Here is a 20,480-nt window from a genome sequence, read left to right as displayed (position 1 = left end):
AGCCTCGCACGTGACCTGCGACTGGCCCTAGCATTTGTGGCGAAGACCATCATTGTTTCAGATCAATGATGTGGAAATGCTGCCGCGGCGCCGGTCAAGATCCGGCCGATGATTCGCCAGTGCCGACCAAGCGCCAGGTTCCAGCCGCGGCTGCCGGCGGCCGTGACATGGCGACGCTGGAACGAGATGCGCCGCACGGCGTTCGGCAGCGAGGAGAATCCTGCCATGCCGACCAAGCCGACCATCGCCCGCGTCTGGCGCGGCCGTACCCGCCGCGACCTCGCCGACGCCTACCAGGCCTATCTGCAAGCCGAGGGCATCCCGCCGCTGCGAAAGACCGCGCTCGGTGTGCAGCAATTGCGGGAGGACCGCGACGAGGAGACGTGGTTCACCACCATTTCCTATTGGGCGGACATCGCAGCCATGACGGCTTTCACCAAGGGCGAGCCGACCAAGGTCCATCATCTCGCGCGCGACGCGGAGTTCCTGATCGAGCTGCCGGAGCGTATCGAGATCCACCGCATCCTGATCGACGAGCAGGGCCTGCGGTGAAGGCCTCGCCCATCCGCTTGTCCGTGTCTTGATTCCGCGCTCCGCCGCGCTATACGTTCCCGCCATGATGTTCATCTCCACATTCTTCCCGCTGATCTGAACGGCCGAACGTCGTTCCGGCGCTCCTGCGCCACTCAGATCAAACGGCTACGCGCGCTGCGGTAGCCGAACGGAGAGATGTGCAATGCCCAAGACCGAACAGGTTGGCCTGACGCCCCGTCAGGTCCAGACCTTCATCGACGACGGTTTCGTCAAACTCGAGAATGCCTTCAGCACCGACCTTGCCAAGCAATGCAGGGACGAGCTGTGGGCGGATATCGGCCTGTCGCCGGACGAGCCCGAACATTGGACCCAGCCCGTTGTCCGGGTCGGCGCCAAAGCGACGCCCCGCTTCATTGAAGCCGCGAACACGCCGCGTCTGCACAAGGCCTATGATCAGCTCGCCGGCGAAGGACGCTGGCTTGCGCCCAGGGGTCTCGGAACCTTTCCGATCCGCTTCCCGTCATCGCAATCGCCAGGCGACGATGGCTGGCATGTGGACATGAGCTTTGGCACAGCCCATGCCGACTTCATGGAATGGCGTGCCAATGTGAAGAGCAGCGGCCGTGCGCTGCTGATGCTCTTCCTGTTCTCAGACGTCGGAAACGATGATGCGCCCACGCGAATCCGGAAAGGCTCGCATGCGGCCATCGCGCGGGAGCTACTGCCCCATGGCGAGGCGGGCGCAACGCTCCGGCAACTTGCTGCCGGCGACTGGGCGTCGACAAGGGATCGCGAGGTTGAACTTGCGACCGGCAAGCCAGGCACCGTCTATCTGTGCCACCCGTTCCTGGTTCATGCCGCGCAACCCCACCGCGGGAAAGAGCCGCGCTTCATGGCACAGCCTCCGCTGCTGCCGAAGCGCGAATTCGATCCGGCGCTGCCACCTTCGCCGATTCAGATCGCGATCCGGCGGGCTTGCGGGCTGACGGTGTAGGCGGATGGCATCCGGGGCCGCTGGGCGGTCCCGGATGTTGCTGTCGCCTTGTGTCGTTTGCGAAACCGCATCACGCCGGCAGCGGCACGCTCAAAGGCACGGATTTTTCACCGGTGGTCGCTTGACGGACAAGAGCGTGTTCAAAGTTGAAACTCGCAAGTCGTGCGAAGCGGACCGCAATGCAATGCTCATGGGACGAATAGGGTTGGCTTCGCACAGCTTGCGGCGATCGTCGTCGGATTGCCCGCGCACCACGTCCCCGACGTGCTGCTTACGTTGCCGAATGGCATCCTGAAGCTCCGATTTGGTCACGGGAACGATGCTGTTCTCAACGATGAACTCGTTCATGCGAGCTATCGCATCGTCCAGATCGGCTTCAAAGGCTTGATCTTCGCTCGGCTGGCAAACTTCGGTGTAGGCTCGAACCCCGACATAAATCTCCCAACTGCATTGCACGGCTCCGCGTCCGCTATTGTCGAACCCGGTACTCATGATCCGGTCGCCATCGCGCTCCAAAAAGAAGGACACCCCCGAGGAGAGATCTATACGTCGCGTCGCCTTGCCCTTGTCATTGACGCCATCAACCACCTTTGCGTCGGACCGCTTCGTCAAGGCATCCCACAACGGAGACCACTGTGCCTCCTGGGCATCGGCGGTGAGGGCTGATAGCAGCAGCGCGGCAGCGACACAGATCAAGTCACTGGCTGCGGACCATGTGCGACGCTTAGACATCAAGGGCTTTCCAGCAGACCGTGCGGTGTGGGACGATAGCTGCGCCCGCGGCAAACGCAATCCAGAATTGCGCGACGCAAGTGTGACTCCGACCACCGTCGTCACAGTTTCCCATACACCCGCGCGGCAACCGCCTTCAGGCGCTCGACCGAGCCGGACTGCGGATGCGGCTTGACCGGGGCGAACAGGATCGAAGCCTGGCGGCCGTTCTTCCAGACATGGATGTGGACGGCGTTGCCGTTGCCCTTGGTGCAGGAATGCTCGCCGAAGGCTTCGCGGCCGAGCTCGGGGATCGCCACGTGCGTGCATGGCCCTGCACGCTTCATCATGCCGATGGCGGTATCGCGCGAGGTCGTGATCACCGCGACGGTCATGGTGTTGGCCTCACGATCGAACATCATGCAGCTGCCTGCCCCGGTCCGCTGCACCGTCAGCGTGCCGTTGTCGAGAAAGCCGTCGGCATCGGCGGCCGTGAGCCACTCGCAATTGCCGAACCGCTCGCTGCTCCTGCTCACATTGCCGACGGCAACGCGCGCGGCCTCAGTGATCGGCGCGAGCAGCGCATCATCGGCACGCCGGCCGATCGGATAGACGCTGATCTGCAGGATGTAATCGCCGGACAGGGCGACGACCGAGGCCTCCTGGCGTTCCGCGCCCGCCGCGCTCGTTCCACCCTGGCCCTCGTCGCCGATTCCGGACACTGCGCTCAGCGGCATGCGTTCGCCAAGCGTCTTGACGAAGGTCGCGTACAATTCCCTGGCGCGGTCCTTGTCGGGATTGCGGAACACGGAGAGCATCATCGTGTCGCCGCGCCCGGCCTGGTAGATGCAGCCGCGGCCGTCCTGGTTCGAAATCAGCGACCATTTCAGCGCCGGCATCGCCCGGGCGAGCTCCTGGGCGCTGATGAACGGGCAGGTTTCGGCCGCGCGCGCGGGAAGCACCGGGGCGGCTGCGATGGCAAGGAATAAAACGAAGCGGGAGAATAGATGATCGATCGTGCGCATCGGACGAACTTACTATCGAAACGGTGCGCCCGACGAGATGAAACTGAACAAAAATCCTATTACGCAGCCCCCGGTGCCTTCGCCACCGTCAGGTCCTTCAGGAACTGCTCCATGAGCGGCTTGTTGCCAAACCGGCGATAAGAGCGCTCTGCCTCCAACGAAAATGTCGGTTGGGCCCCTACCAAGCTTGCCATCGTCAGCTGCGCCGCTTCTATATCACCGCGCCGCCCTTGCAGCGCAGCCTGGATGAGCAGGCAGTTGGCATCGCGCGGCGCCCTTACAAGGCATTCGGAGATCACGGTAGCCGACTCATCGCGACGATCAGCGGCGTAAAGAGCCTGGCCATGCACATAGGCGTAATATTCCGGTGCCATGGGATGAAGGCGACGTGCCCGTTCGGCATTGGCAACGGCGTCCGCGTAGTCCCCGAAACGGACTTGTGCTTTTGCCAATGCCATCATGCTATCCGGGTCATTGGGATTCAGTTCGACGGCGCGCTTGGCGGCCTGCAAGCCGCCCGCATAATCGCCCTGCACCGCCAGCCCGAAGCTGATCACCTGATAGCCGAGCGAGAGATTGGGATCGAGGCGCACAGCCTGGCGCGCTTCGCTAAGACCTAGTTCCAGCTCATGCGCTGTCGCCCGACCACTCGACCTCTTGGCCACATCCGCGATGTAAGTGAGGGCCAAGCCCGCACGGGCGACGGCATAGGCCGGGTCCATTTCCAGCGCGCGCTGATATAGGCCGCGTGCCTCCATAAGTGCTTCCGCATCCTGGACGCCATGCCGGTATCGATGACGGGCCCGCAGGAGAAGATCGTAAGCCTGAAGGTTGTCGGTCGGACGTTGCGCGGCAGCGATGGCTTCACTTCGGCCGATATACGGCGCGAGCTGGGCGACGATTTCCGTGGTCAGCTCGCTTTGTACGGTGAAGACGTCGGCAACCTGCCTGTCGAAGCTGCGCGACCAAAGGTGCGCGCCCGATTTCACGTCGATCAGCTGCGCCGAGACGCGAAGCCGGTCCCCCTCGCGGCGCGCGCTGCCTTCCACCACGTAGGAAACGCCCAGCTTTGCCCCGAGCTTGCGCATATCGCTTTCCTGCCCGCGCACGGCATAGGTGGAGTCGCGCGCGATGATCTGAAGCTCGGAATTCCTTGCGAGCGCCGTGGTCACATCCTCGGTCAGCCCGTCTGCAAAGTACGACTGGTCCCCGCCCATGGTCGCAAAGGGCATGACCGCAACTGACGGGCGCGGGTCGGCGCGGGTCTGGTCGAAAGATAGCGCGGCCGGGAGCCGGCTGACCATCGCCGCCAGGGAAAGCGGTTGGATTTGGGTGCCGATGAGGACAAGGGCTACGGCGGCGACGCCATACGACCAGCGCGCAGCGGTACCGCGTAGAACGCGCGGGACTTTTCGCCAGCGAGACCACGAGGATTGCGCGCGTCGGACCCGGTAGACGTTAAGACGGTCGGGAATGTTTTTGGCGCGCCTGCGGCCCACACGCGCGAACACATCGCCGCGATTGCGGTCTGCGGCCATGACGACAGCGCCGCTAACAAAGATGCTGCCGGGATCGGCCATCGTCTCGAGCCGTGTGGCGACATTAACGCCGTCGCCGTACATATCGCCATTATCCTCGATGACATCACCGAGGTTGATGCCTATGCGCAGCTCAAACGGGGCGTTGTCGAACCCTTGCTGGATGGCAGAGCCCGCATCAACGGCTTCGTTGACGCTGGGAAACATCGCCAGAAACCCGTCCCCGGTCTTCTTGAAGATGCGTCCACCATGCTGCGCGACTGTGGGCTCGATCAGATTGTCGAAGACCGTGCGCAGCTCTTTATAGGTGGAGGCCTCGTTTTCGGCCATCATCAGGCTGTAGCTGACGATGTCGGCGGCCATGATCGCGGCGAGCTTGCGTTCCATCAACGGTTTCCCTGTACAGGGGCCAAGCACAACTGGCATTGCGGACATTCTACGCCAGCTTGAAATTAAACCTTCCAACCCGCATGCGGTTATCAACACAGCTCATATATGCGTGAGCAATGAGACCCGTCCGGCGGCGCGCAAGCAGCACCACTCCGCTCGTACGGCTGATCCTGAGTTTCCCTGCGGGTTCCCATATGGCGACGGTGAGGCCGGCGCTGGGTCAGCGGGCCGTCGTCACCGCCCCTGATATTCGGCCCAGCAATCCGTCGTTTCATAAACGCGGACCGCCCACAGCTGCGGCAGGCTGGGCTTCAAGCGGTCCCAGATCCAGACCGCGATATTCTCGGCGGTCGGGTTCGCGAGGCCGTCGACCTCGTTCAGGCACTGGTGGTCCAGCGCCGCCATGATGCCGGCGAAGCTTTTCTCGATATCGAAGAAATCAGCGACGAAGCCGGTGTGCGGGTCGACCGGCCCATCCAGCTGGACCTCGACCCGATAGGAATGACCATGCAGCCGGCTGCACCTGTGAGTCTCGGGCACGTTTGGCAGCCGATGCGCCGCCTCAAACTTGAACGCCTGCGATATCCTCATCCAGCTCCCCACACGGCATGGCCATCCGGTCTCGGGCCGGTCTGGCGACCAGATGCTGTCCTGTCCTGACCTTTCGGCAAAGAATGGCGCGCCCGGAACGATTCGAACGTCCGACCCTCAGATTCGTAGTCTGATGCTCTATCCAGCTGAGCTACGGGCGCGTGTTTCGCAAACAGCGCGGGCAGGGCCCGCAAGCAGCCCCCGGCGGAGCCGGAGGGGGTGCGAAAGAGCGCTCTGACTAACCGCTCTTGTCCCGATTGGCAAGGTCCGGCTCGCCGGTATTTTGGGGCATTTCCGCACTTCTCTTCGTCATTCCGGGGCGCGACGAAGTCGCGAGCCCGGAATCCATAACCACCAGCCGGGGTTATGGATTCCGGGCCCGACCCTTCGGGTCGTCCCGGAATGACGGAAGGAATGGCGATGGCCCAGCTCGTTTCAGTCGGCCGCTGGCCTAGCCTTAAGCCCTCTGGCGCTCGTTGCGGATGGAGAGCAGTTCCACGGGACGGTCGGGGATGACGATGCGGAACGTGGCGCCGATGGTGCCCTCGACCAGGTGGATCTCGCCGCCATGGGCGCGGACCAGCTCGGCGGCGATGGCGAGGCCAAGGCCGCTGCCGCCGGGGCGGCCCGAGGTCTGGAAGGCCTCGAACAGGCGCTCCCGGGTCTTCGGGGGAACGCCGGGGCCGGTGTCGGAGACCTCGAGAATGGCGACGGCGCCTTCGCGCTTTCCGGTGATCCGGATCTGCTGCACGCGCCCCTCACCCGCCGCATGGCTTTCGAGCGCCTGGGCGGCGTTGCGGACGAGGTTGAGCAAGACGCGGAACAGCTGGTCGGGGTCGGCGTCGACCGCGAGCCCGCGCTCGATCGCGGCGACCCAGGCGATCGAGGCGTCGTTGGCGAGACCTGCGGTCTCCCGCACCTCCATCACAACAGGCTCGATCAGGATCATGCGGCGGTCGGGCGCGGCCTCCTGGGCGCGGCCGTAGGACAATGTCGACTGGCAGAAGGCGATGGCGCGCTCGAGCGAGCGCACGAGCTTGGGCGCAAAGCGCTGCACGCGCGGATCCGGCACGCTGGCGAGCTGATCCGACAGCAGCTGGGCCGAGGCGAGCAGATTGCGCAGATCGTGGTTGATCTTGGAGACCGCGAGGCCGAGGGCAGCGAGCCGGCTCTTCTGATTCAGCATCGACATCAGGTCGCGCTGCATGTCGGACAATTCGCGCTCGGCGACCCCGATCTCGTCGCTGCGCTGGCTCGGCACGATGATGCCGGCCGAGCTCTCGGGATTCTCGTGGAAGCCGACCAGGCTCGCGGTCAGCCGCCGCATCGGGCGCACGAAGAGATAATGAAGCGCGAGATAGACGAGGCCCGCGGTCAGCACCGCGATGATCAACGCGACCACGACGAGGTTGCGGGAGAAGCGGTACATCTGCTTCCGCAGCGGCAGCTCGTCGGTGACGATCTCGATGAACTGGGCATTGCCGACCCCGGGGCCGACGATGCGGATGGCCTGGTTGCCGGTCTCCAGCATCATCCGGAACGAGCCGGTGATGGCCTCCCAGGCCGTCATGTCGCGCAGGTCGATGTCGTGCTCGATGGCGGCCGGAATGTTGTCGCTGGCGAGCAGCCGGCGCTGCTGGCCCATCTTGATGGCAACAGCACGGGCGTTGATGCTCTTCAGGATCTGCCGCGACAGCGAATCGGGGACCATGCCGAGCGGCGCCGCATCCAGCACCAGCGCCGCGGTGTTGGCCGCCGCGACGCGATCATTCAGCCGGTTGACCCAGAAATTCGCGATGGCTGGCACGTAGAGCAGCACCGCGGCGATCATCACCAAGGGAATGGTGAGCAGCAGCAGCTTGCCGGACAACCCGAGCCCGCGCGAGCCGCGGGGCCGCGTCGCCGGCTGGTCTGGCTGATCCAGATCCTGGATCGGCTGGCGATCTGTGGCTGGCACGAAACTCGCCCCTGTTGGCCTTGGCTGATGGAGGATGCGACCCGACCGATGTCCGGTCAAATTACGGATCGCTAATCTGCCGAGGTGTGATGTAAGCGCTGATAGCGCGAGTCGCCACCTCAAGGGTTAAAAACGCCGCGCAAACAGCGATATTCACCACAATCGCGCGCTTGTGCGGCGTTGACGAAGACAAGGCGCTCCCTTATAAGCCGCGCGAATTGTCCGCGATGATCCGGTGCGACACCGGGAGCGGCTCTCTTGGGGCCGAAAAAGGGCCCGTTTTGGGCCGCATCTTCCGGACTTTACCATCAATTCTACAGGCAAATTGCCCGGTCAGCGGAGAAAAACCCGTGAAGCGGACTTATCAACCCAGCAAACTGGTGCGCAAGCGCCGTCACGGCTTCCGCGCCCGTCTCGCCACTGCCGGCGGCCGCAAGGTTCTCGCCGCCCGCCGCGCCCGCGGCCGCAAGCGTCTGAGCGCCTGAGCCGGACCCCCTTTTTGGGATTTCATCATGGATCGGCTGAGGCAGCGGGCGGATTTCCTCGCCGTTGCCAATGGCGCGCGGGTGAATAGTCCCGCGTTCGTCCTGCAAAGCCGCCGCCGCGATGATTCCGGCCCTGTCAGGATCGGCTTCACCGTCACCAAGAAGAACGGCAACGCCCCCGAGCGCAATCGCATCCGGCGCCGGTTGCGCGAACTGGTGAAGCGGCTCGATCCGACATCGATGCAGCCCCACCATGATTATGTCCTGGTCGGACGAAAGGACGCGCTCTCGCGCGACTTCGCCACCATGCTCGACGATCTGCGCATAGCGTTCACGAAGCCCGCGGGGCATACGGCCAAAGCGCGCGGCCACAGGCCGGGTCACGCCGCAGCGACCAGCCGCAAACCGGAATGATGACGAGACAATCGAGATGACCGACAATCGCAATACTATCCTCGCCGTCATTCTGTCCGGCCTGGTGCTGATCGCCTGGCAGTACTTCTACAATGTGCCGCAGATGGAGAAGCAGCGCGCGCAGCAGCAGGCGCAGTCCGAGCTCCAGAAGGGCAGCACGCCGCAGCCGGGCGCGTCCCCGACGCCGGGCAGCGCGCCGCAGCCCGGCGCGGCCCAGCCGTCGACGCCGGCCGCGAGCCCGCCCCAAGCGGTCGTTTCGCGCGAGACTGCCATTGCAGCGAGCCCGCGCGTCAAGATCGAGACGCCGCGGATCGCCGGCAGCATCTCGCTGAAGGGCGGCCGCATCGACGACATCGCGCTGGTGCAATATCGCGAGACGGTCGATCCGAAATCGCCGCCGATCGTCCTCTATTCGCCGTCGGGCACGGCGGAGCCCTATTACGCCGAGTTCGGCTGGGTTGCAGCGACGGGCGTGACGGCAAAGATGCCGGATGCCCAGACCGTCTGGCAGCAGGAGGGCAGCGGCAGCCTGACGCCGTCGACGCCCGTGGTGCTGAAATGGGACAATGGCGACGGCCTGACTTTCCGCCGCACCATCGCCGTCGACGACCATTATCTCTTCACCATCAAGGACGAGGTGAGCAATGTCGGCAACGCGCCCGTCACGCTCTATCCGTTCGCGCTGATCTCGCGCCACGGCGCGCCGCATGTCTCCGGCTACTATATCCTGCATGAGGGCCTGATCGGCTATCTCGGCGAACACAGGCTGCAGGAATATGCCTACAGCAAGATCGACGAAGCCAAGCAGGTGAACTTCAAGGCCACCAATGGCTGGCTCGGCATCACCGACAAATACTGGGCCTCCGCGCTGCTGCCGGATACCAACGCCCAGCTCCAGGCGCGCTTCTCGTCCAACCCGGTCGGCAAGGTCCATACCTACCAGACCGACTATCTGCTCGACCCCGTCACCGTCGCGATCGGCGGCACCGCGACGGCCAACGCGCGGCTGTTCGCAGGCGCCAAGGAAGCCGGCGTGGTCGGCATCAACTTCCCGCTCGCGGGCCTCGGCGGCTACAACAAGGCGCTCGGCCTCAACCAGTTCGACCTGCTGATCGACTGGGGCTGGTTCTATTTCCTCACCAAGCCGATGTTCCTCGGCCTCGACTTCTTCTTCCGCTTCTTCGGCAATTTCGGCGTCTCGATCCTGCTCGTCACCGTGATCGTGAAGCTGTTGTTCTTCCCGCTGGCGAACAAGTCCTACGCCTCGATGGCGAAGATGAAGTCGATCCAGCCGCAGCTGCTGGCACTGAAGGAGCGCTATCCCGACGACAAGGTGAAGCAGCAGCAGGAGATGATGGAGATCTACCGCAAGGAGAAGATCAATCCGGTCGCCGGCTGTCTGCCCGTGCTGATCCAGATTCCGGTGTTCTTCGCGCTCTACAAGGTGCTGTTCGTCACCATCGAGATGCGGCACGCGCCGTTCTTCGGCTGGATCAAGGACCTCTCCGCGCCGGACCCGACCAACCTCTTCAACCTGTTCGGGCTGCTCCCGTTCGATCCGACCACGATTCCGGTGTTCGGCTATTACCTCGCGCTCGGCATCTGGCCGATCATCATGGGCATCACGATGTGGATCCAGATGAAGCTGAATCCGACGCCGCCGGATCCGACCCAGCAGATCATCTTCAACTGGATGCCGCTGATCTTCACCTTCATGCTGGCGGGATTCCCGGCGGGCCTCGTGATCTACTGGGCCTGGAACAACCTGCTCTCGGTGGTCCAGCAGGGCTACATCATGCGCCGCAACGGCGTGAAGGTGGAGCTGTTCGACAACATTCGGAACTCGTTCAAAAAAAAAGTGACGACTGAGGCAACGTAGCCGTCGTTGCGGAACCGAGCTGCCTCCACAACATCATGCCCGGGCTTGTCCCGGGCATCCACGTTTTGGAGGGTACCGCGGCGACAGACGTGGACGGCCGGGACGAGCCCGGCCATGACGAGGGGATAGATCCTTCTCATGGACGAGAAAAAAGACGGCAAGCTGATCGAGGCCGGGCGAAAACTGTTCGCCCGCGACTGGCAGTTCATCTGGGCCTCCCCTTCGATCGAAACGCTGCCGCCGATGGCGGGGCTGGAGATCGCCTTTGCCGGGCGCTCCAATGTCGGCAAGTCGAGCCTGATCAACGCGCTCACGGGCCGCAACGCGCTGGCGCGCACCTCGCATACGCCGGGCCGCACCCAGGAGCTGATCTTCTTCGAGGTCCCCGGCAAGAACGACCTGCGCCTCGTCGACATGCCCGGCTACGGCTATGCCAAGGCGCCGAAGAGCCAGGTCGCGTCCTGGACCGAGCTGATCCACAAATTCCTGCTGGGACGCGCCAGTCTCGCGCGCGTCTACGTGCTGATCGATGCGCGGCACGGGATCAAGGATGTCGATCTCGAGGTGCTGAAGACGCTCGACCGCTCCGCCGTCAGCTACCAGATCGTGCTGACCAAGGCCGACCAGGTGAAAGTCGCCGAGCTGCAAGCACGCATCGCCGAGACCGAGGCCGTGCTCGCCAAGCATCCGGCCGCGTTCCCGACCGTGCTCGCGACCTCGTCGCGCAGCGCGACCGGCATGGCCGAGCTTCGCGCCGCGATGGCGAAGCTCCTGGAAGAGCGGGCCTCGTGATGGCAGCGCACCGCCTGCTGATCGGGCTTGCCGGCTTGATGGGCGCCGCCGGCGTCGCGCTGGCCGCCGCGTCCGCCCATGGTGCCGACGCGAGCCGTCTTGCCTCCGCCAGCGCCATGCTGCTGTTTCATGCAAGTGCCATACTTGCGACCATCGCCTTGCTCACGCGCGGCCTTCTGCACGGCGGAATTGGAATCGTGGCGACGTTCGGCTTCGCGATCGGTGCCGCGCTGTTCGCAGGCGACCTCACCTTGCGGCAGTATGCCGGGCACGCGCTGTTTCCGATGGCGGCGCCGACGGGCGGGATGGTGATGATTGCGAGCTGGCTGGCGGTAAGCGTGGCGGCGGTGGCGGCGAAGCGCTGAATCCGTAGCCCGGATGGAGCGAAGCGCAATCCGGGGCCGGTGTCTGCGGCGACGAATCCCGGATTACGCTGCGCTCCATCCGGGCTACATAGCTGCCACACCTTTGCGCTGTCCCCGCCAATCGGATAGAACGCGCACCATTCGACCCGCCAGCGAGACCGCGACATGACCGACATCTCTCCGCTCGACCAGGCCCGCATCCTGTCCGAAGCGCTGCCGCACATGCAGCAATATGACGAGGAAACCATCGTCATCAAATATGGCGGCCATGCCATGGGCGACGAGGAGACCGCGAAGAACTTTGCCCGCGACATCGTGCTCTTGGAGCAGACCGCGATCAATCCGGTGGTGGTGCATGGCGGCGGGCCGCAGATCGCGACCATGCTCAAGCGTCTTGGGATCGTCTCGGAATTCGCCGCGGGCCTGCGCATCACCGATGCCGCGACCATCGAGATCGTCGAGATGGTGCTCGCCGGCTCCGTCAACAAGCAGATCGTCGGCTACATCAACGAGGCCGGCGGCAAGGCGGTGGGCCTGTCGGGCAAGGACGGCAACATGGTGAAGGCGACCAAGACGACGCGCACCATCGTCGATCCCGACTCGAACATCGAGAAGGCGATCGATCTCGGCTTCGTCGGCGACCCCGAGAAGGTCGACCTCACTTTGCTCAACCAGCTGATCGGCTACGAGCTGATCCCGGTGCTGGCGCCGCTCGCAACCTCGAAAGAGGGCCAGACGCTGAACATCAACGCCGACACCTTTGCAGGGGCCGTCGCCGGCGCGCTGAAAGCCAAGCGCCTGCTGCTGCTCACCGACGTGCCCGGCGTGCTCGACAAGTCGAAGAAGCTGATCCCGCAATTGTCGGTGAAGGACGCGCGAAAACTGATCGCCGACGGAACCATCTCCGGCGGCATGATCCCGAAGGTCGAGACCTGCATCTACGCGCTGGAGCAGGGCGTCGAGGGCGTCGTCATCATCGACGGCAAGATGCAGCACGCGGTGCTGCTCGAGCTCTTCACCAACCAGGGCACGGGCACGCTGATCCACAAGTGATGCGGGAACGCGAGCAGCGGAAGAAGGTCGTCATGCCCGGGCTTGTCCCGGGCATCCACGACCTTTCTTCTCGCGGCAAAGACGTGGATGGCCGGGTCAAGCCCGGCCATGACGATTTGAGAGAGCGTCATCCACGCCGCTCCCCCCTCACCCGCTTCCTGATGACGCTGCCTGCCGCAACTGTCTCCTTCTTCTTCTCCTCGGCGCCGGCGATCGCCGACCTCAAGATCTGCAACCGCATGTCCTATGTGGTCGAGGCCGCGATCGGCATCGACGACAAGGCGGCCACCGCGACGCGCGGCTGGTTCAGGATCGATCCCGCCGCCTGCCGCGTGGTGGTGCAGGGCACGCTGACCGCCGACCGCATCCTGCTCAACGCGCGCGCGCTCGGCGTCTACGGCGCGTCCCCGATCCCGCAAAGCGGCAACGACATGCTGTGCGTCGCGCAGGACAATTTCGTCATCGCGGCGGCGCGGCAGTGCCGCAGCGGCCAGACGCAGGTTCCCTTCACGCAGGTGACGCCGACGCAAAGCCCGGACGGCAACCTCGTCGCTTATCTCGCTGAGGATTCCGAATATGACGACGAGCAGGCGCGCCTCGCCGGCATCCAGCGGCTCCTGGTGATCGCAGGCTACGACGCCGCGCCGATCGATGGCGTCGACGGGCCAAAGACGCAGAGCGCGCTGGCCGCATTCCTGAAGAGCCGGGGCTTGTCGTCCGACATCGTGGGCTCGCAGAACTTCTTCAAGACCATGGTCGATGCCGTGCAGACGCCGTCCGCGACCGGCCTCACCTGGTGCAACGACACGCCGCACAAGGTGATGGCGGCGATCGCGACCGACGACGGCAAGGCCGTGACCAGCCGCGGCTGGTATCGCATCGATCCCAAGACCTGCCTGCACCCCGATGTATCAGGCCAGCCGAAGCAGATCTTCAGCTTCGCGGAAGCGGTCGACGCCGACAACCGAATCGTCAAGCTGAAGGACAAGCCGCTGAATTGGGGCGGCGACAGGCAGCTCTGCACACGCGAGACCAAGTTCGAGACCAGCGAGCAGACCGATTGCGGCGCGCGCGGCTTTGCGCCAACGGGCTTCGGCGCGGTAGACATGTCGAGCGGCGGCAAGACGCTGCGCTTTGCCGTGCCGTGAGATTGGCGCAATGATCAGCACGCAAGCATCCACAAGCTCCGCCGTCGTCCCCGCGAAGGCGGGGACCCATAACCCCAGGGAGTGGTTGCGGAGGGAAGCTGGTCACCCCGAGTCTTCGCAAAAGTCCTCCCTGGGGTTATGGGTCCCGGGCTCGCGCTTCGCGCGCCCCGGGACGACAAGTTGAGAATGCCGATATGACCTTCCCCCGCAGCTTCAACCATGTCGACACCTGGGTGTTCGACCTCGACAACACGCTCTATCCGCATCACGTCAATCTGTGGCAGCAGGTCGATGCGCGGATCGGGGAGTTCGTCTGCAACTGGCTGAATGTCGGCCCGGAGGAAGCGCGGGCGATCCAGAAAGACTATTATCGCCGCTTCGGCACCACGATGCGCGGCATGATGACCCTGCACGGCGTCTCCGCCGACGACTACCTCGCCTATGTCCACAAGATCGACCACTCTCCGCTGGAGCCGAATCCGGCGCTTGGCGCGGCCATCGCAAAGCTGCCGGGCCGCAAGCTGATCCTCACCAACGGCTCGGTCGACCATGTCGATGCCGTGCTGGCGCGGCTCGGCTTCGCCGACCATTTCGACGGCGTGTTCGACATCATCGCCGCCGAGTTCGAACCGAAGCCGGCGGAGCAGACCTACCGCAAGTTCCTCGGCCAGCATGCGGTCGATCCGACCCGCGCCGCCATGTTCGAGGACCTCGCCCGCAACCTCACCGTCCCCTACCGGCTCGGCATGACCACCGTGTTGGTGGTGCCCGACGGCACCAAGGAGGTGGTGCGCGAGGACTGGGAGCTGGAAGGCCGCGACGCCGCCCATGTCGACCACGTCACGGATGATCTGGCGGGGTTTTTGGCAAAGTTGTCGGGGTGATTTCGTAGCCTGGATGGAGCGCAGCGTAATCCGGGGCTGGCGTAGCTGCGGAGAGACTGTCCCGGATTGCGCTTCGCTCCATCCGGGCTACGGGTCTTCCCGGGTGGTGATCCAGAACGCAGCCTTGACTCCGCTCCGCCAAATCCCGAAAAAGCGCTCCAATTCTCGCGAAACCACGCGCTTCCCAGAGGAAATCACGATGTCCCTTGCAGCCCTCGAATCCACCATCAACAGCGCCTTCGAGGCGCGTGAAGGCATCTCGACCACGACCAAGGGCGAGGTGCGCGAGGCCGTCGACCAGTCGCTGGAGATCCTTGACAAGGGCGAGGCGCGCGTTGCCGAGCGCGGCAGCGACGGCAAGTGGAAGGTCAATCAATGGCTGAAGAAGGCCGTGCTGCTGTCGTTCCGCCTCAACGACATGGACGTCATTGGCGGCGGCCCCGGCAAGGCAAGCTGGTGGGACAAGGTGCCCTCGAAATTCGAGGGCTGGGGCCCAAACCGCTTTCGCGATGCCGGTTTTCGCGCGGTGCCGGGTGCGGTGGTGCGCCGCTCGGCCTTCATCGCCAAGAACGTCGTCTTGATGCCGTCCTTCGTCAATCTCGGCGCCTATGTCGATGAGAGCACGATGGTCGACACCTGGGCCACCGTCGGCTCCTGCGCGCAGATCGGCAAGCGCGTGCACATTTCCGGCGGCGCCGGCATCGGCGGCGTGCTCGAGCCGCTGCAGGCCGAGCCTGTCATCATCGAGGACGATTGCTTCATCGGCGCGCGCTCGGAAGTCGCCGAAGGCGTGATCGTGCGCAAGGGCGCGGTGCTGGCGATGGGCGTGTTCCTGGGAGCCTCGACCAAAATTGTCGACCGTGAGACCGGCGAGGTCTTCATGGGCGAAGTGCCCGAATATTCCGTCGTGGTGCCCGGCGCGCTGCCCGGCAAGCCGATGAAGAACGGCCAGATCGGCCCGAGCACCGCTTGCGCCGTGATCGTCAAGCGCGTCGACGAGCGCACGCGGTCGAAGACCAGCATCAATGAGCTGCTGCGGGATTGATGCAAGGCGAGTAGCGAATAGCCAGTGGCGAATAGGGCGCCAATCCTACTTGCCATTCACCATTCACCATTCGCTGCTAGGATCGAACCCACCCTCCCTCCATCGCGACCAATTTCCGGGCGGCCATTCCGCCCGGAGCCACTCGCATGGACTGGATCTGGTACCTATTCCGCTTCGACGGCCGCATCAATCGCGCCCTGCTGTGGCAGGCGCTGCTGATCGTTGCGCTGCTGGCAGGCTTGCTGGAGGTGATCGGTCAGATCATTCATCTGCCCAATGCCGACGGATCGTTGAAGCTCTCGCTCAAGCTCGATTTCGGCCTTGGCGATCTGTTCAAGCTGGCCGATCCCCGGGAACACCCTTCACTCGCGTCTACCGACCGCGCGCCCCTGATCCTGAGGGCATTCGGCATGTCGCTGTTCCTGTGGGTCTATCTGGCAACGGCGATCAAGCGGCTGCACGACCGTGACAGGAGCGGCTGGTGGCTCGTTCCGTTTTTCCTCGTGCCCGGCCTGTTCAACCAGTTCTCGGACCTGCTCCCCGACACCAGCGTGATGCTTTTTTTCAACCTCGCCGCTTCGATGCTGTGGCTGTGGGGTCTCGTCGAGATGCTCTGCGTGCCCGGCACTGTCGGCGATAACCGGTTCGGGCCTGATCCGCTGGCCGGGATCGCGTATGAGTCCACGCCCGCCTCGCCGCCTGCGAAGAGCTGGGACCAGGGCCGCGAGATCGAAATTGTTCCGCCCAGCGCTAGCCCACCCGGCGGCATGCATGTTAAGCGGGGCGCATGACCGATGCCCTCTCGATCGCCCGCGACCTCATCCGTTGCCCCTCAGTCACTCCGGCCGATGCCGGCGCGCTCGGGGTGCTCGAAAAAATCATGGGCGCTGCCGGTTTCACCTGTCACCGCGTGACCTTCAGCGAGGAAGGCACCGCCGACGTCGACAATCTCTACGCTCGGATCGGCACCGACGGTCCGCACATCACCTTCGCAGGCCACACCGATGTGGTGCCGCCCGGCGACGAGAGCGCCTGGAGCGTCGGCGCGTTCTCCGGAGAGGTGAAGGACGGCGTGCTGCATGGCCGCGGCGCGGTCGACATGAAAGGCGGCATCGCCTGCTCGGTCGCCGCGGTGCTGGAGCATCTCGCCGCCAACGGCGGCAAGCCGCGCAGCGACGGAAAGGGCTCGATCTCGTTCCTGATCACCGGCGACGAGGAAGACGTCTCGATCAACGGCACCATCAAGCTGCTGAAATGGGTCGCCGAGCGCGGCGAGAAATTCGACCATTGCGTGCTCGGCGAGCCCTCCAACGTCGAGGCGCTCGGCGACACCATCAAGATCGGCCGGCGCGGCTCGCAATCCGGCACGCTCGTCGTCGACGGCGTGCAGGGCCACGTCGCCTATCCGCACCGCGCCTCCAATCCGGTGCCTGATATCTCGCGGCTGATCGTCGCGATCTCCGACGAGCCACTCGACCATGGCAGCGCGCAATTCCAGGCGTCCAATCTCGAATTCGTCTCGGTCGACGTCGGCAACAAGGCCTTCAACGTCATCCCCGGCGAGGCCCGCGCAAGATTCAACATCCGCTACAACGACAACCACACCCAGGCGAGCTTGCGTGAATTGGTGGAGACGCGTCTCGCCAAAGCCTGCGGCAACCGCATCAAGGCCCGCATCGTCTGGGAGCCCTCGAACTCGAACGTGTTCGTGACCAAGCCGGGTCCGTTCACCGATCTCGCGGTCTCCGCGATCGAGGAGGTGACGGGGCGCAAGCCCGAGCTCTCGACCTCAGGCGGCACGTCGGATGCGCGATTCATCTCCTTCTATTGCCCCGTGATCGAGTTCGGCCTGGTCGGGCAGACCATGCACCAGATCGACGAGCGCGTGCCGGTGGCGGATCTGGAGAGGCTGACGAAGGTGTATCGCGGGATTTTGGCGCGGTATTTTGCTTGAGGCAGTGTTGCCTCCACAAACACGACCGTCATCGCCCGGCTTGACCGGGCGATCCAGTATTCCAGAGACGGCAGTGATTGAGCCGAGAGGCCGCGGCGTACTGGATGCCCCGGTCAAGCCGGGGCATGACACCGAGGTTTGGCGAGAGCGTGCCCGCTCTCTGCGCCGCTCGCCTAATAATCCACCTTCATCAAATACAGCCCCTCGGGCGGGGCGACGATGCCGCAGGCGGCGCGGTTGCGGGCTTTGAGTGCGGCGGAGAGATCGTCGGCGGTCCAGCGGCCCTCGCCGACCCAGACCAGGGATCCCACCATCGAGCGCACCTGGCTGTGCAGGAACGAGCGCGCCGAGGTGATGACGTTGATCTCGCGGCCATCGCGGATCACGTCGAGCTGGTCGAGCGTCTTCTCCGGCGATTTGGCCTGGCACTCGGTGTCGCGAAAGGTGGTGAAATCGTGCTTGCCGAGCAGGCGCTGCGCCGCCGCGTGCATTGCGTCGGCATCGAGCTTGCGCGGCACGCGCCAGGCGTGGCCGACATCGAGCGCGAGATTGGCGCGAGTGTTGACGATGCGATAGCGGTAGTGGCGCTTGACCGCCGAGAAGCGCGCCTCGAAATCGTCGGGCACGATCTCGGCCTCGAGCACCGCGATCGGATGCGGGCGCAGATGCGCGTTGAGCCCGTCGCGAAAACGGCCCGGCGGAAACTGCTTGTCGACGTCGACATGGGCGACCTGGCCGCGCGCATGCACGCCGGCATCGGTGCGGCCGGCACCGTGCACGCGCAGATCCGAACCAGTCATCGCCTTCACCGCGGCTTGCAGCGCGCCCTGCACCGATGGCAGCGTGTCCTGCACCTGCCAGCCGAAGAACGGCGCGCCGTCATATTCGATGGTGAGCTTGTAGCGGGGCATCGTGTCCAGTTTCGTCGTCATTGCCCGCCTTGTGCGCTGTTGCGCACTGGGGCGGACAATCCAGTAATCCGCAGCTTATCCGATTGACCGAGAAGCCTCGGCGTACTGGATACCCCGCCTTCGCGGGGTATGACAGTGTCAGGTGAATTTGGATCCCGCCTTTAACGGCACGCCGCGCAGGAAGTCCGCGGCCTGCATGCGGGCCTTGCCCTCGCGCTGCAGCTCGATGATGCGGATGGCGCCGTCGCCGCAGGCGACGATAAGCTGATCGTCGAGCACCTCGCCAGGCGCGCCGGCGCCTTGCGCCAACTCGCAACGCAGGATTTTGACGCGGGCATCGTCAAGCTCGCTCCAGGCGCCGGGGAAGGGCGAGAGGCCATGGACGTGGCGCAGCACCGCGCGCGCGGGCCTGGTCCAGTCGATCCGCGCCTCGGCCTTCTCGATCTTGGCGGCGTAGGTGACGCCGTCCGCGCTCTGCGCCTTGAGCTGGAGCCCGCCGCGTTCGAGCGCGGCCATCGCGCGCACCATCAGGTCGGCCCCCAACCGGGACAGGCGATCGTGCAGGTCGAGCGCGGTCATGCCGTCGGTGATCGCGATGCGCTCGGCCATGGCGACGTCGCCGGTATCGAGGCCGACATCCATCTTCATCACCATCACGCCGCTCTCGGCGTCACCTGCCATGATGGCGCGGTTGATCGGCGCAGCGCCGCGCCAGCGCGGCAACAGCGAGGCATGCAGATTGTAGCAGCCGAGTTTTGGCGCATCGAGGATCGCCTGTGGCAGGATCATGCCATAGGCGACGACGACGGCCGCGTCCGCATCGAAGGCGCGGAACTCCGCCAGCGCCTGCTCGGTCTTCAGCGTCTTCGGCGTCAGCACGGGAATGCCCAGCTTTCGCGCGGCCTCCTCGACCGGGGTCGGCTGCAATTGCAGGCCGCGCCGGCCGCCCGGCTTCGGCGCGCGGGTGTAGGCGGCCGCGATCTCGTGGCCATGCGCGACCAGCTCGAGCAGCGTCGGCACGGAGAAATCGGGCGTGCCCATGAAGATGAGGCGGAGGGGCATGTGACGAGACAATCCTTGAAACGAGCAAGGTACTCGTCATGGCCGGGCTTGTCCCGGCCATCCACGTTCGTCCTGCTCGCGGCGGCAAAGAACGTGGATGCCCGGGACAAGCCCGGGCATGACGGCGGAGGAATTATCACTCCGCCGCGCGCTTGGCGGCTTTCTCGAACTTCTTCATGACGCGGTCGCGCTTGAGCTTGGACAGATAGTCGACGAACAGCACGCCGTTGAGATGGTCGATCTCGTGCTGGATGCAGGTGGCGTAGAGGCCTTCGGCATCCTCCTCGTGCACCTTGCCGTCGAGATCGGTGAAGCGCACGCGCACCTTCGCGGGACGCTCGACCTCCTCGTAATATTCCGGGATCGACAGGCAGCCTTCCTCGTAGACCGACAGTTCCTCGGACGAGGCGATGATTTCAGGATTGATGAAGACGCGCGGCACGTGCTTGGTCTCGCCGCTCTCGTCACGCTTGGCGAGATCCATGGTGATGAGACGCAAGGGTTGCGCGACCTGGATCGCCGCCAGCCCGATGCCGGGCGCGTCGTACATGGTCTCGAACATGTCGTCGGCAAGCTTGCGGATCTCCGCCGTGACCTTCTCGATCGGCTTGGAGACCAGGCGCAGCTGCTTGTCGGGCAGGATGATGATTTCTCTGAGGGCCATGGCCGCGATTTAAGCCGCGCGCCGGATGCGGTCAATGCGGCCAGGAACCCGTTAACCCCTCGCTAACCATAAAACTTCACCTTT

Annotated in this window: 22 protein-coding genes and 1 tRNA gene; 13 read left to right on the top strand and 10 right to left on the bottom strand. The window is 64.6% G+C overall.

Annotation, left to right across the window (positions count from 1 at the left end):
- Positions 1-62: 62 nt before the first annotated feature.
- On the bottom strand, positions 63-227 hold the full coding sequence (locus I6F24_RS15385) for a hypothetical protein (protein WP_225144979.1): 165 nt from the start codon (positions 225-227) through the stop codon (positions 63-65).
- On the opposite strand from I6F24_RS15385, the gene I6F24_RS15380 reads away from it, so the two are divergent.
- Together I6F24_RS15380 and I6F24_RS15375 are read left to right on the top strand one after the other, a co-directional pair.
- Positions 226-552, top strand: coding sequence for a hypothetical protein (locus tag I6F24_RS15380; protein WP_036014049.1), 327 nt, complete (start codon positions 226-228; stop codon positions 550-552). The two genes, I6F24_RS15385 and I6F24_RS15380, sit on opposite strands and share 2 nt — an antisense overlap.
- A gap of 184 nt (positions 553-736) precedes the next feature.
- Positions 737-1,528, top strand: a complete 792-nt coding sequence (locus I6F24_RS15375; protein WP_036026521.1) for a phytanoyl-CoA dioxygenase family protein — start codon at positions 737-739, stop codon at positions 1,526-1,528.
- Between the two features lie 90 nt (positions 1,529-1,618).
- Here I6F24_RS15375 and I6F24_RS15370 read toward each other — a convergent pair whose 3' ends face one another.
- From I6F24_RS15370 to I6F24_RS15345, 6 genes are all read right to left on the bottom strand, one after another.
- On the bottom strand, positions 1,619-2,260 hold the full coding sequence (locus I6F24_RS15370; RefSeq protein ID WP_036041747.1) for a hypothetical protein: 642 nt from the start codon (positions 2,258-2,260) through the stop codon (positions 1,619-1,621).
- 101 nt (positions 2,261-2,361) lie between these two features.
- The gene (locus I6F24_RS15365) at positions 2,362-3,264 is read right to left on the bottom strand and encodes a hypothetical protein (protein WP_057027534.1); all 903 of its coding nucleotides are present in this window, start codon (positions 3,262-3,264) and stop codon (positions 2,362-2,364) included.
- A gap of 59 nt (positions 3,265-3,323) precedes the next feature.
- Positions 3,324-5,189 carry an adenylate/guanylate cyclase domain-containing protein gene (locus I6F24_RS15360; RefSeq protein WP_225150862.1) on the bottom strand — a complete coding sequence of 622 codons (1,866 nt, stop codon included), beginning with the start codon at positions 5,187-5,189 and terminating at the stop codon, positions 3,324-3,326.
- A 237-nt stretch (positions 5,190-5,426) separates the two neighbouring features.
- Entirely contained in the window at positions 5,427-5,783 is a 357-nt protein-coding gene (gene queD / locus I6F24_RS15355; RefSeq protein WP_036014055.1) for a 6-carboxytetrahydropterin synthase QueD, read from the bottom strand.
- An 84-nt stretch (positions 5,784-5,867) separates the two neighbouring features.
- A tRNA-Arg gene (locus I6F24_RS15350) sits at positions 5,868-5,944 on the bottom strand.
- A gap of 296 nt (positions 5,945-6,240) precedes the next feature.
- A complete protein-coding gene (locus tag I6F24_RS15345; RefSeq protein WP_036014057.1) occupies positions 6,241-7,740 on the bottom strand; it encodes a HAMP domain-containing sensor histidine kinase in 1,500 nt (499 codons plus the stop codon).
- Between the two features lie 350 nt (positions 7,741-8,090).
- Here I6F24_RS15345 and rpmH point away from each other — a divergent pair, with 350 nt between their 5' ends.
- The 11 genes from rpmH (at position 8,091) to dapE (ending at position 17,759) form a co-directional block, all read left to right on the top strand.
- Positions 8,091-8,225 carry a 50S ribosomal protein L34 gene (gene rpmH / locus I6F24_RS15340; protein WP_008542748.1) on the top strand — a complete coding sequence of 45 codons (135 nt, stop codon included), beginning with the start codon at positions 8,091-8,093 and terminating at the stop codon, positions 8,223-8,225.
- A gap of 27 nt (positions 8,226-8,252) precedes the next feature.
- On the top strand, positions 8,253-8,639 hold the full coding sequence (gene rnpA, locus I6F24_RS15335) for a ribonuclease P protein component (RefSeq protein ID WP_036026514.1): 387 nt from the start codon (positions 8,253-8,255) through the stop codon (positions 8,637-8,639).
- 16 nt (positions 8,640-8,655) lie between these two features.
- On the top strand, positions 8,656-10,518 hold the full coding sequence (yidC, locus tag I6F24_RS15330) for a membrane protein insertase YidC (RefSeq protein WP_225150860.1): 1,863 nt from the start codon (positions 8,656-8,658) through the stop codon (positions 10,516-10,518).
- Between the two features lie 138 nt (positions 10,519-10,656).
- On the top strand, positions 10,657-11,310 hold the full coding sequence (yihA, locus tag I6F24_RS15325) for a ribosome biogenesis GTP-binding protein YihA/YsxC (protein WP_225150858.1): 654 nt from the start codon (positions 10,657-10,659) through the stop codon (positions 11,308-11,310).
- Positions 11,310-11,675, top strand: a complete 366-nt coding sequence (locus I6F24_RS15320) for a DUF423 domain-containing protein (protein ID WP_225151140.1) — start codon at positions 11,310-11,312, stop codon at positions 11,673-11,675. The genes yihA and I6F24_RS15320 overlap by 1 nt, the downstream gene beginning before the upstream one ends.
- A gap of 165 nt (positions 11,676-11,840) precedes the next feature.
- Entirely contained in the window at positions 11,841-12,728 is an 888-nt protein-coding gene (gene argB / locus I6F24_RS15315; RefSeq protein WP_036014067.1) for an acetylglutamate kinase, read from the top strand.
- A gap of 161 nt (positions 12,729-12,889) precedes the next feature.
- Positions 12,890-13,876: a DUF1036 domain-containing protein gene (locus I6F24_RS15310; RefSeq protein WP_036026517.1), complete on the top strand. Its 987-nt coding sequence runs from the start codon at positions 12,890-12,892 to the stop codon at positions 13,874-13,876.
- A 194-nt stretch (positions 13,877-14,070) separates the two neighbouring features.
- Positions 14,071-14,760: a pyrimidine 5'-nucleotidase gene (locus I6F24_RS15305; protein WP_036014081.1), complete on the top strand. Its 690-nt coding sequence runs from the start codon at positions 14,071-14,073 to the stop codon at positions 14,758-14,760.
- A 199-nt stretch (positions 14,761-14,959) separates the two neighbouring features.
- Positions 14,960-15,805, top strand: a complete 846-nt coding sequence (dapD, locus tag I6F24_RS15300; RefSeq protein ID WP_225150856.1) for a 2,3,4,5-tetrahydropyridine-2,6-dicarboxylate N-succinyltransferase — start codon at positions 14,960-14,962, stop codon at positions 15,803-15,805.
- Between the two features lie 146 nt (positions 15,806-15,951).
- Positions 15,952-16,596: a DUF805 domain-containing protein gene (locus tag I6F24_RS15295; RefSeq protein ID WP_225150854.1), complete on the top strand. Its 645-nt coding sequence runs from the start codon at positions 15,952-15,954 to the stop codon at positions 16,594-16,596.
- Entirely contained in the window at positions 16,593-17,759 is a 1,167-nt protein-coding gene (gene dapE, locus I6F24_RS15290) for a succinyl-diaminopimelate desuccinylase (RefSeq protein ID WP_225150852.1), read from the top strand. Before I6F24_RS15295 ends, dapE begins: the two co-directional genes overlap by 4 nt.
- 173 nt (positions 17,760-17,932) lie before the next feature.
- Here the strand turns inward: dapE and truA are convergent, their stop codons facing one another.
- The 3 genes from truA to def form a co-directional block, all read right to left on the bottom strand.
- Complete coding sequence (gene truA, locus I6F24_RS15285; RefSeq protein ID WP_057027809.1) at positions 17,933-18,670, bottom strand: tRNA pseudouridine(38-40) synthase TruA; 738 nt, start codon at positions 18,668-18,670, stop codon at positions 17,933-17,935.
- A gap of 138 nt (positions 18,671-18,808) precedes the next feature.
- A complete protein-coding gene (fmt, locus tag I6F24_RS15280) occupies positions 18,809-19,732 on the bottom strand; it encodes a methionyl-tRNA formyltransferase (protein WP_225150850.1) in 924 nt (307 codons plus the stop codon).
- 136 nt (positions 19,733-19,868) lie between these two features.
- On the bottom strand, positions 19,869-20,396 hold the full coding sequence (gene def / locus I6F24_RS15275) for a peptide deformylase (protein WP_036026503.1): 528 nt from the start codon (positions 20,394-20,396) through the stop codon (positions 19,869-19,871).
- Positions 20,397-20,480: the final 84 nt, after the last annotated feature.

Origin of the sequence: Bradyrhizobium sp. BRP23 (genome assembly GCF_020194135.1) — a bacterium.
Taxonomy (GTDB): domain Bacteria; phylum Pseudomonadota; class Alphaproteobacteria; order Rhizobiales; family Xanthobacteraceae; genus Bradyrhizobium; species Bradyrhizobium yuanmingense.
The sequence above is the reverse complement of the archived record's forward strand: the minus strand, read 5'-3'. Positions and strand labels throughout refer to the sequence as shown.

Coding starts and splice junctions, on each gene's coding strand:
- I6F24_RS15305 (WP_036014081.1), top strand. CDS start 14,071: ATGACCTTCCCCCGCAGCTTCAACCATGTCGACACCTGGGTGTTCGAC.
- I6F24_RS15385 (WP_225144979.1), bottom strand. CDS start 227: ATGGCAGGATTCTCCTCGCTGCCGAACGCCGTGCGGCGCATCTCGTTC.
- I6F24_RS15375 (WP_036026521.1), top strand. CDS start 737: ATGCCCAAGACCGAACAGGTTGGCCTGACGCCCCGTCAGGTCCAGACC.
- I6F24_RS15360 (WP_225150862.1), bottom strand. CDS start 5,189: ATGGAACGCAAGCTCGCCGCGATCATGGCCGCCGACATCGTCAGCTAC.
- I6F24_RS15310 (WP_036026517.1), top strand. CDS start 12,890: ATGACGCTGCCTGCCGCAACTGTCTCCTTCTTCTTCTCCTCGGCGCCG.
- fmt (WP_225150850.1), bottom strand. CDS start 19,732: ATGCCCCTCCGCCTCATCTTCATGGGCACGCCCGATTTCTCCGTGCCG.
- argB (WP_036014067.1), top strand. CDS start 11,841: ATGACCGACATCTCTCCGCTCGACCAGGCCCGCATCCTGTCCGAAGCG.
- yidC (WP_225150860.1), top strand. CDS start 8,656: ATGACCGACAATCGCAATACTATCCTCGCCGTCATTCTGTCCGGCCTG.
- I6F24_RS15370 (WP_036041747.1), bottom strand. CDS start 2,260: ATGTCTAAGCGTCGCACATGGTCCGCAGCCAGTGACTTGATCTGTGTC.
- dapE (WP_225150852.1), top strand. CDS start 16,593: ATGACCGATGCCCTCTCGATCGCCCGCGACCTCATCCGTTGCCCCTCA.
- I6F24_RS15295 (WP_225150854.1), top strand. CDS start 15,952: ATGGACTGGATCTGGTACCTATTCCGCTTCGACGGCCGCATCAATCGC.
- truA (WP_057027809.1), bottom strand. CDS start 18,670: ATGCCCCGCTACAAGCTCACCATCGAATATGACGGCGCGCCGTTCTTC.
- rnpA (WP_036026514.1), top strand. CDS start 8,253: ATGGATCGGCTGAGGCAGCGGGCGGATTTCCTCGCCGTTGCCAATGGC.
- I6F24_RS15380 (WP_036014049.1), top strand. CDS start 226: ATGCCGACCAAGCCGACCATCGCCCGCGTCTGGCGCGGCCGTACCCGC.
- yihA (WP_225150858.1), top strand. CDS start 10,657: ATGGACGAGAAAAAAGACGGCAAGCTGATCGAGGCCGGGCGAAAACTG.
- queD (WP_036014055.1), bottom strand. CDS start 5,783: ATGAGGATATCGCAGGCGTTCAAGTTTGAGGCGGCGCATCGGCTGCCA.
- I6F24_RS15320 (WP_225151140.1), top strand. CDS start 11,310: ATGGCAGCGCACCGCCTGCTGATCGGGCTTGCCGGCTTGATGGGCGCC.
- dapD (WP_225150856.1), top strand. CDS start 14,960: ATGTCCCTTGCAGCCCTCGAATCCACCATCAACAGCGCCTTCGAGGCG.
- def (WP_036026503.1), bottom strand. CDS start 20,396: ATGGCCCTCAGAGAAATCATCATCCTGCCCGACAAGCAGCTGCGCCTG.
- I6F24_RS15365 (WP_057027534.1), bottom strand. CDS start 3,264: ATGCGCACGATCGATCATCTATTCTCCCGCTTCGTTTTATTCCTTGCC.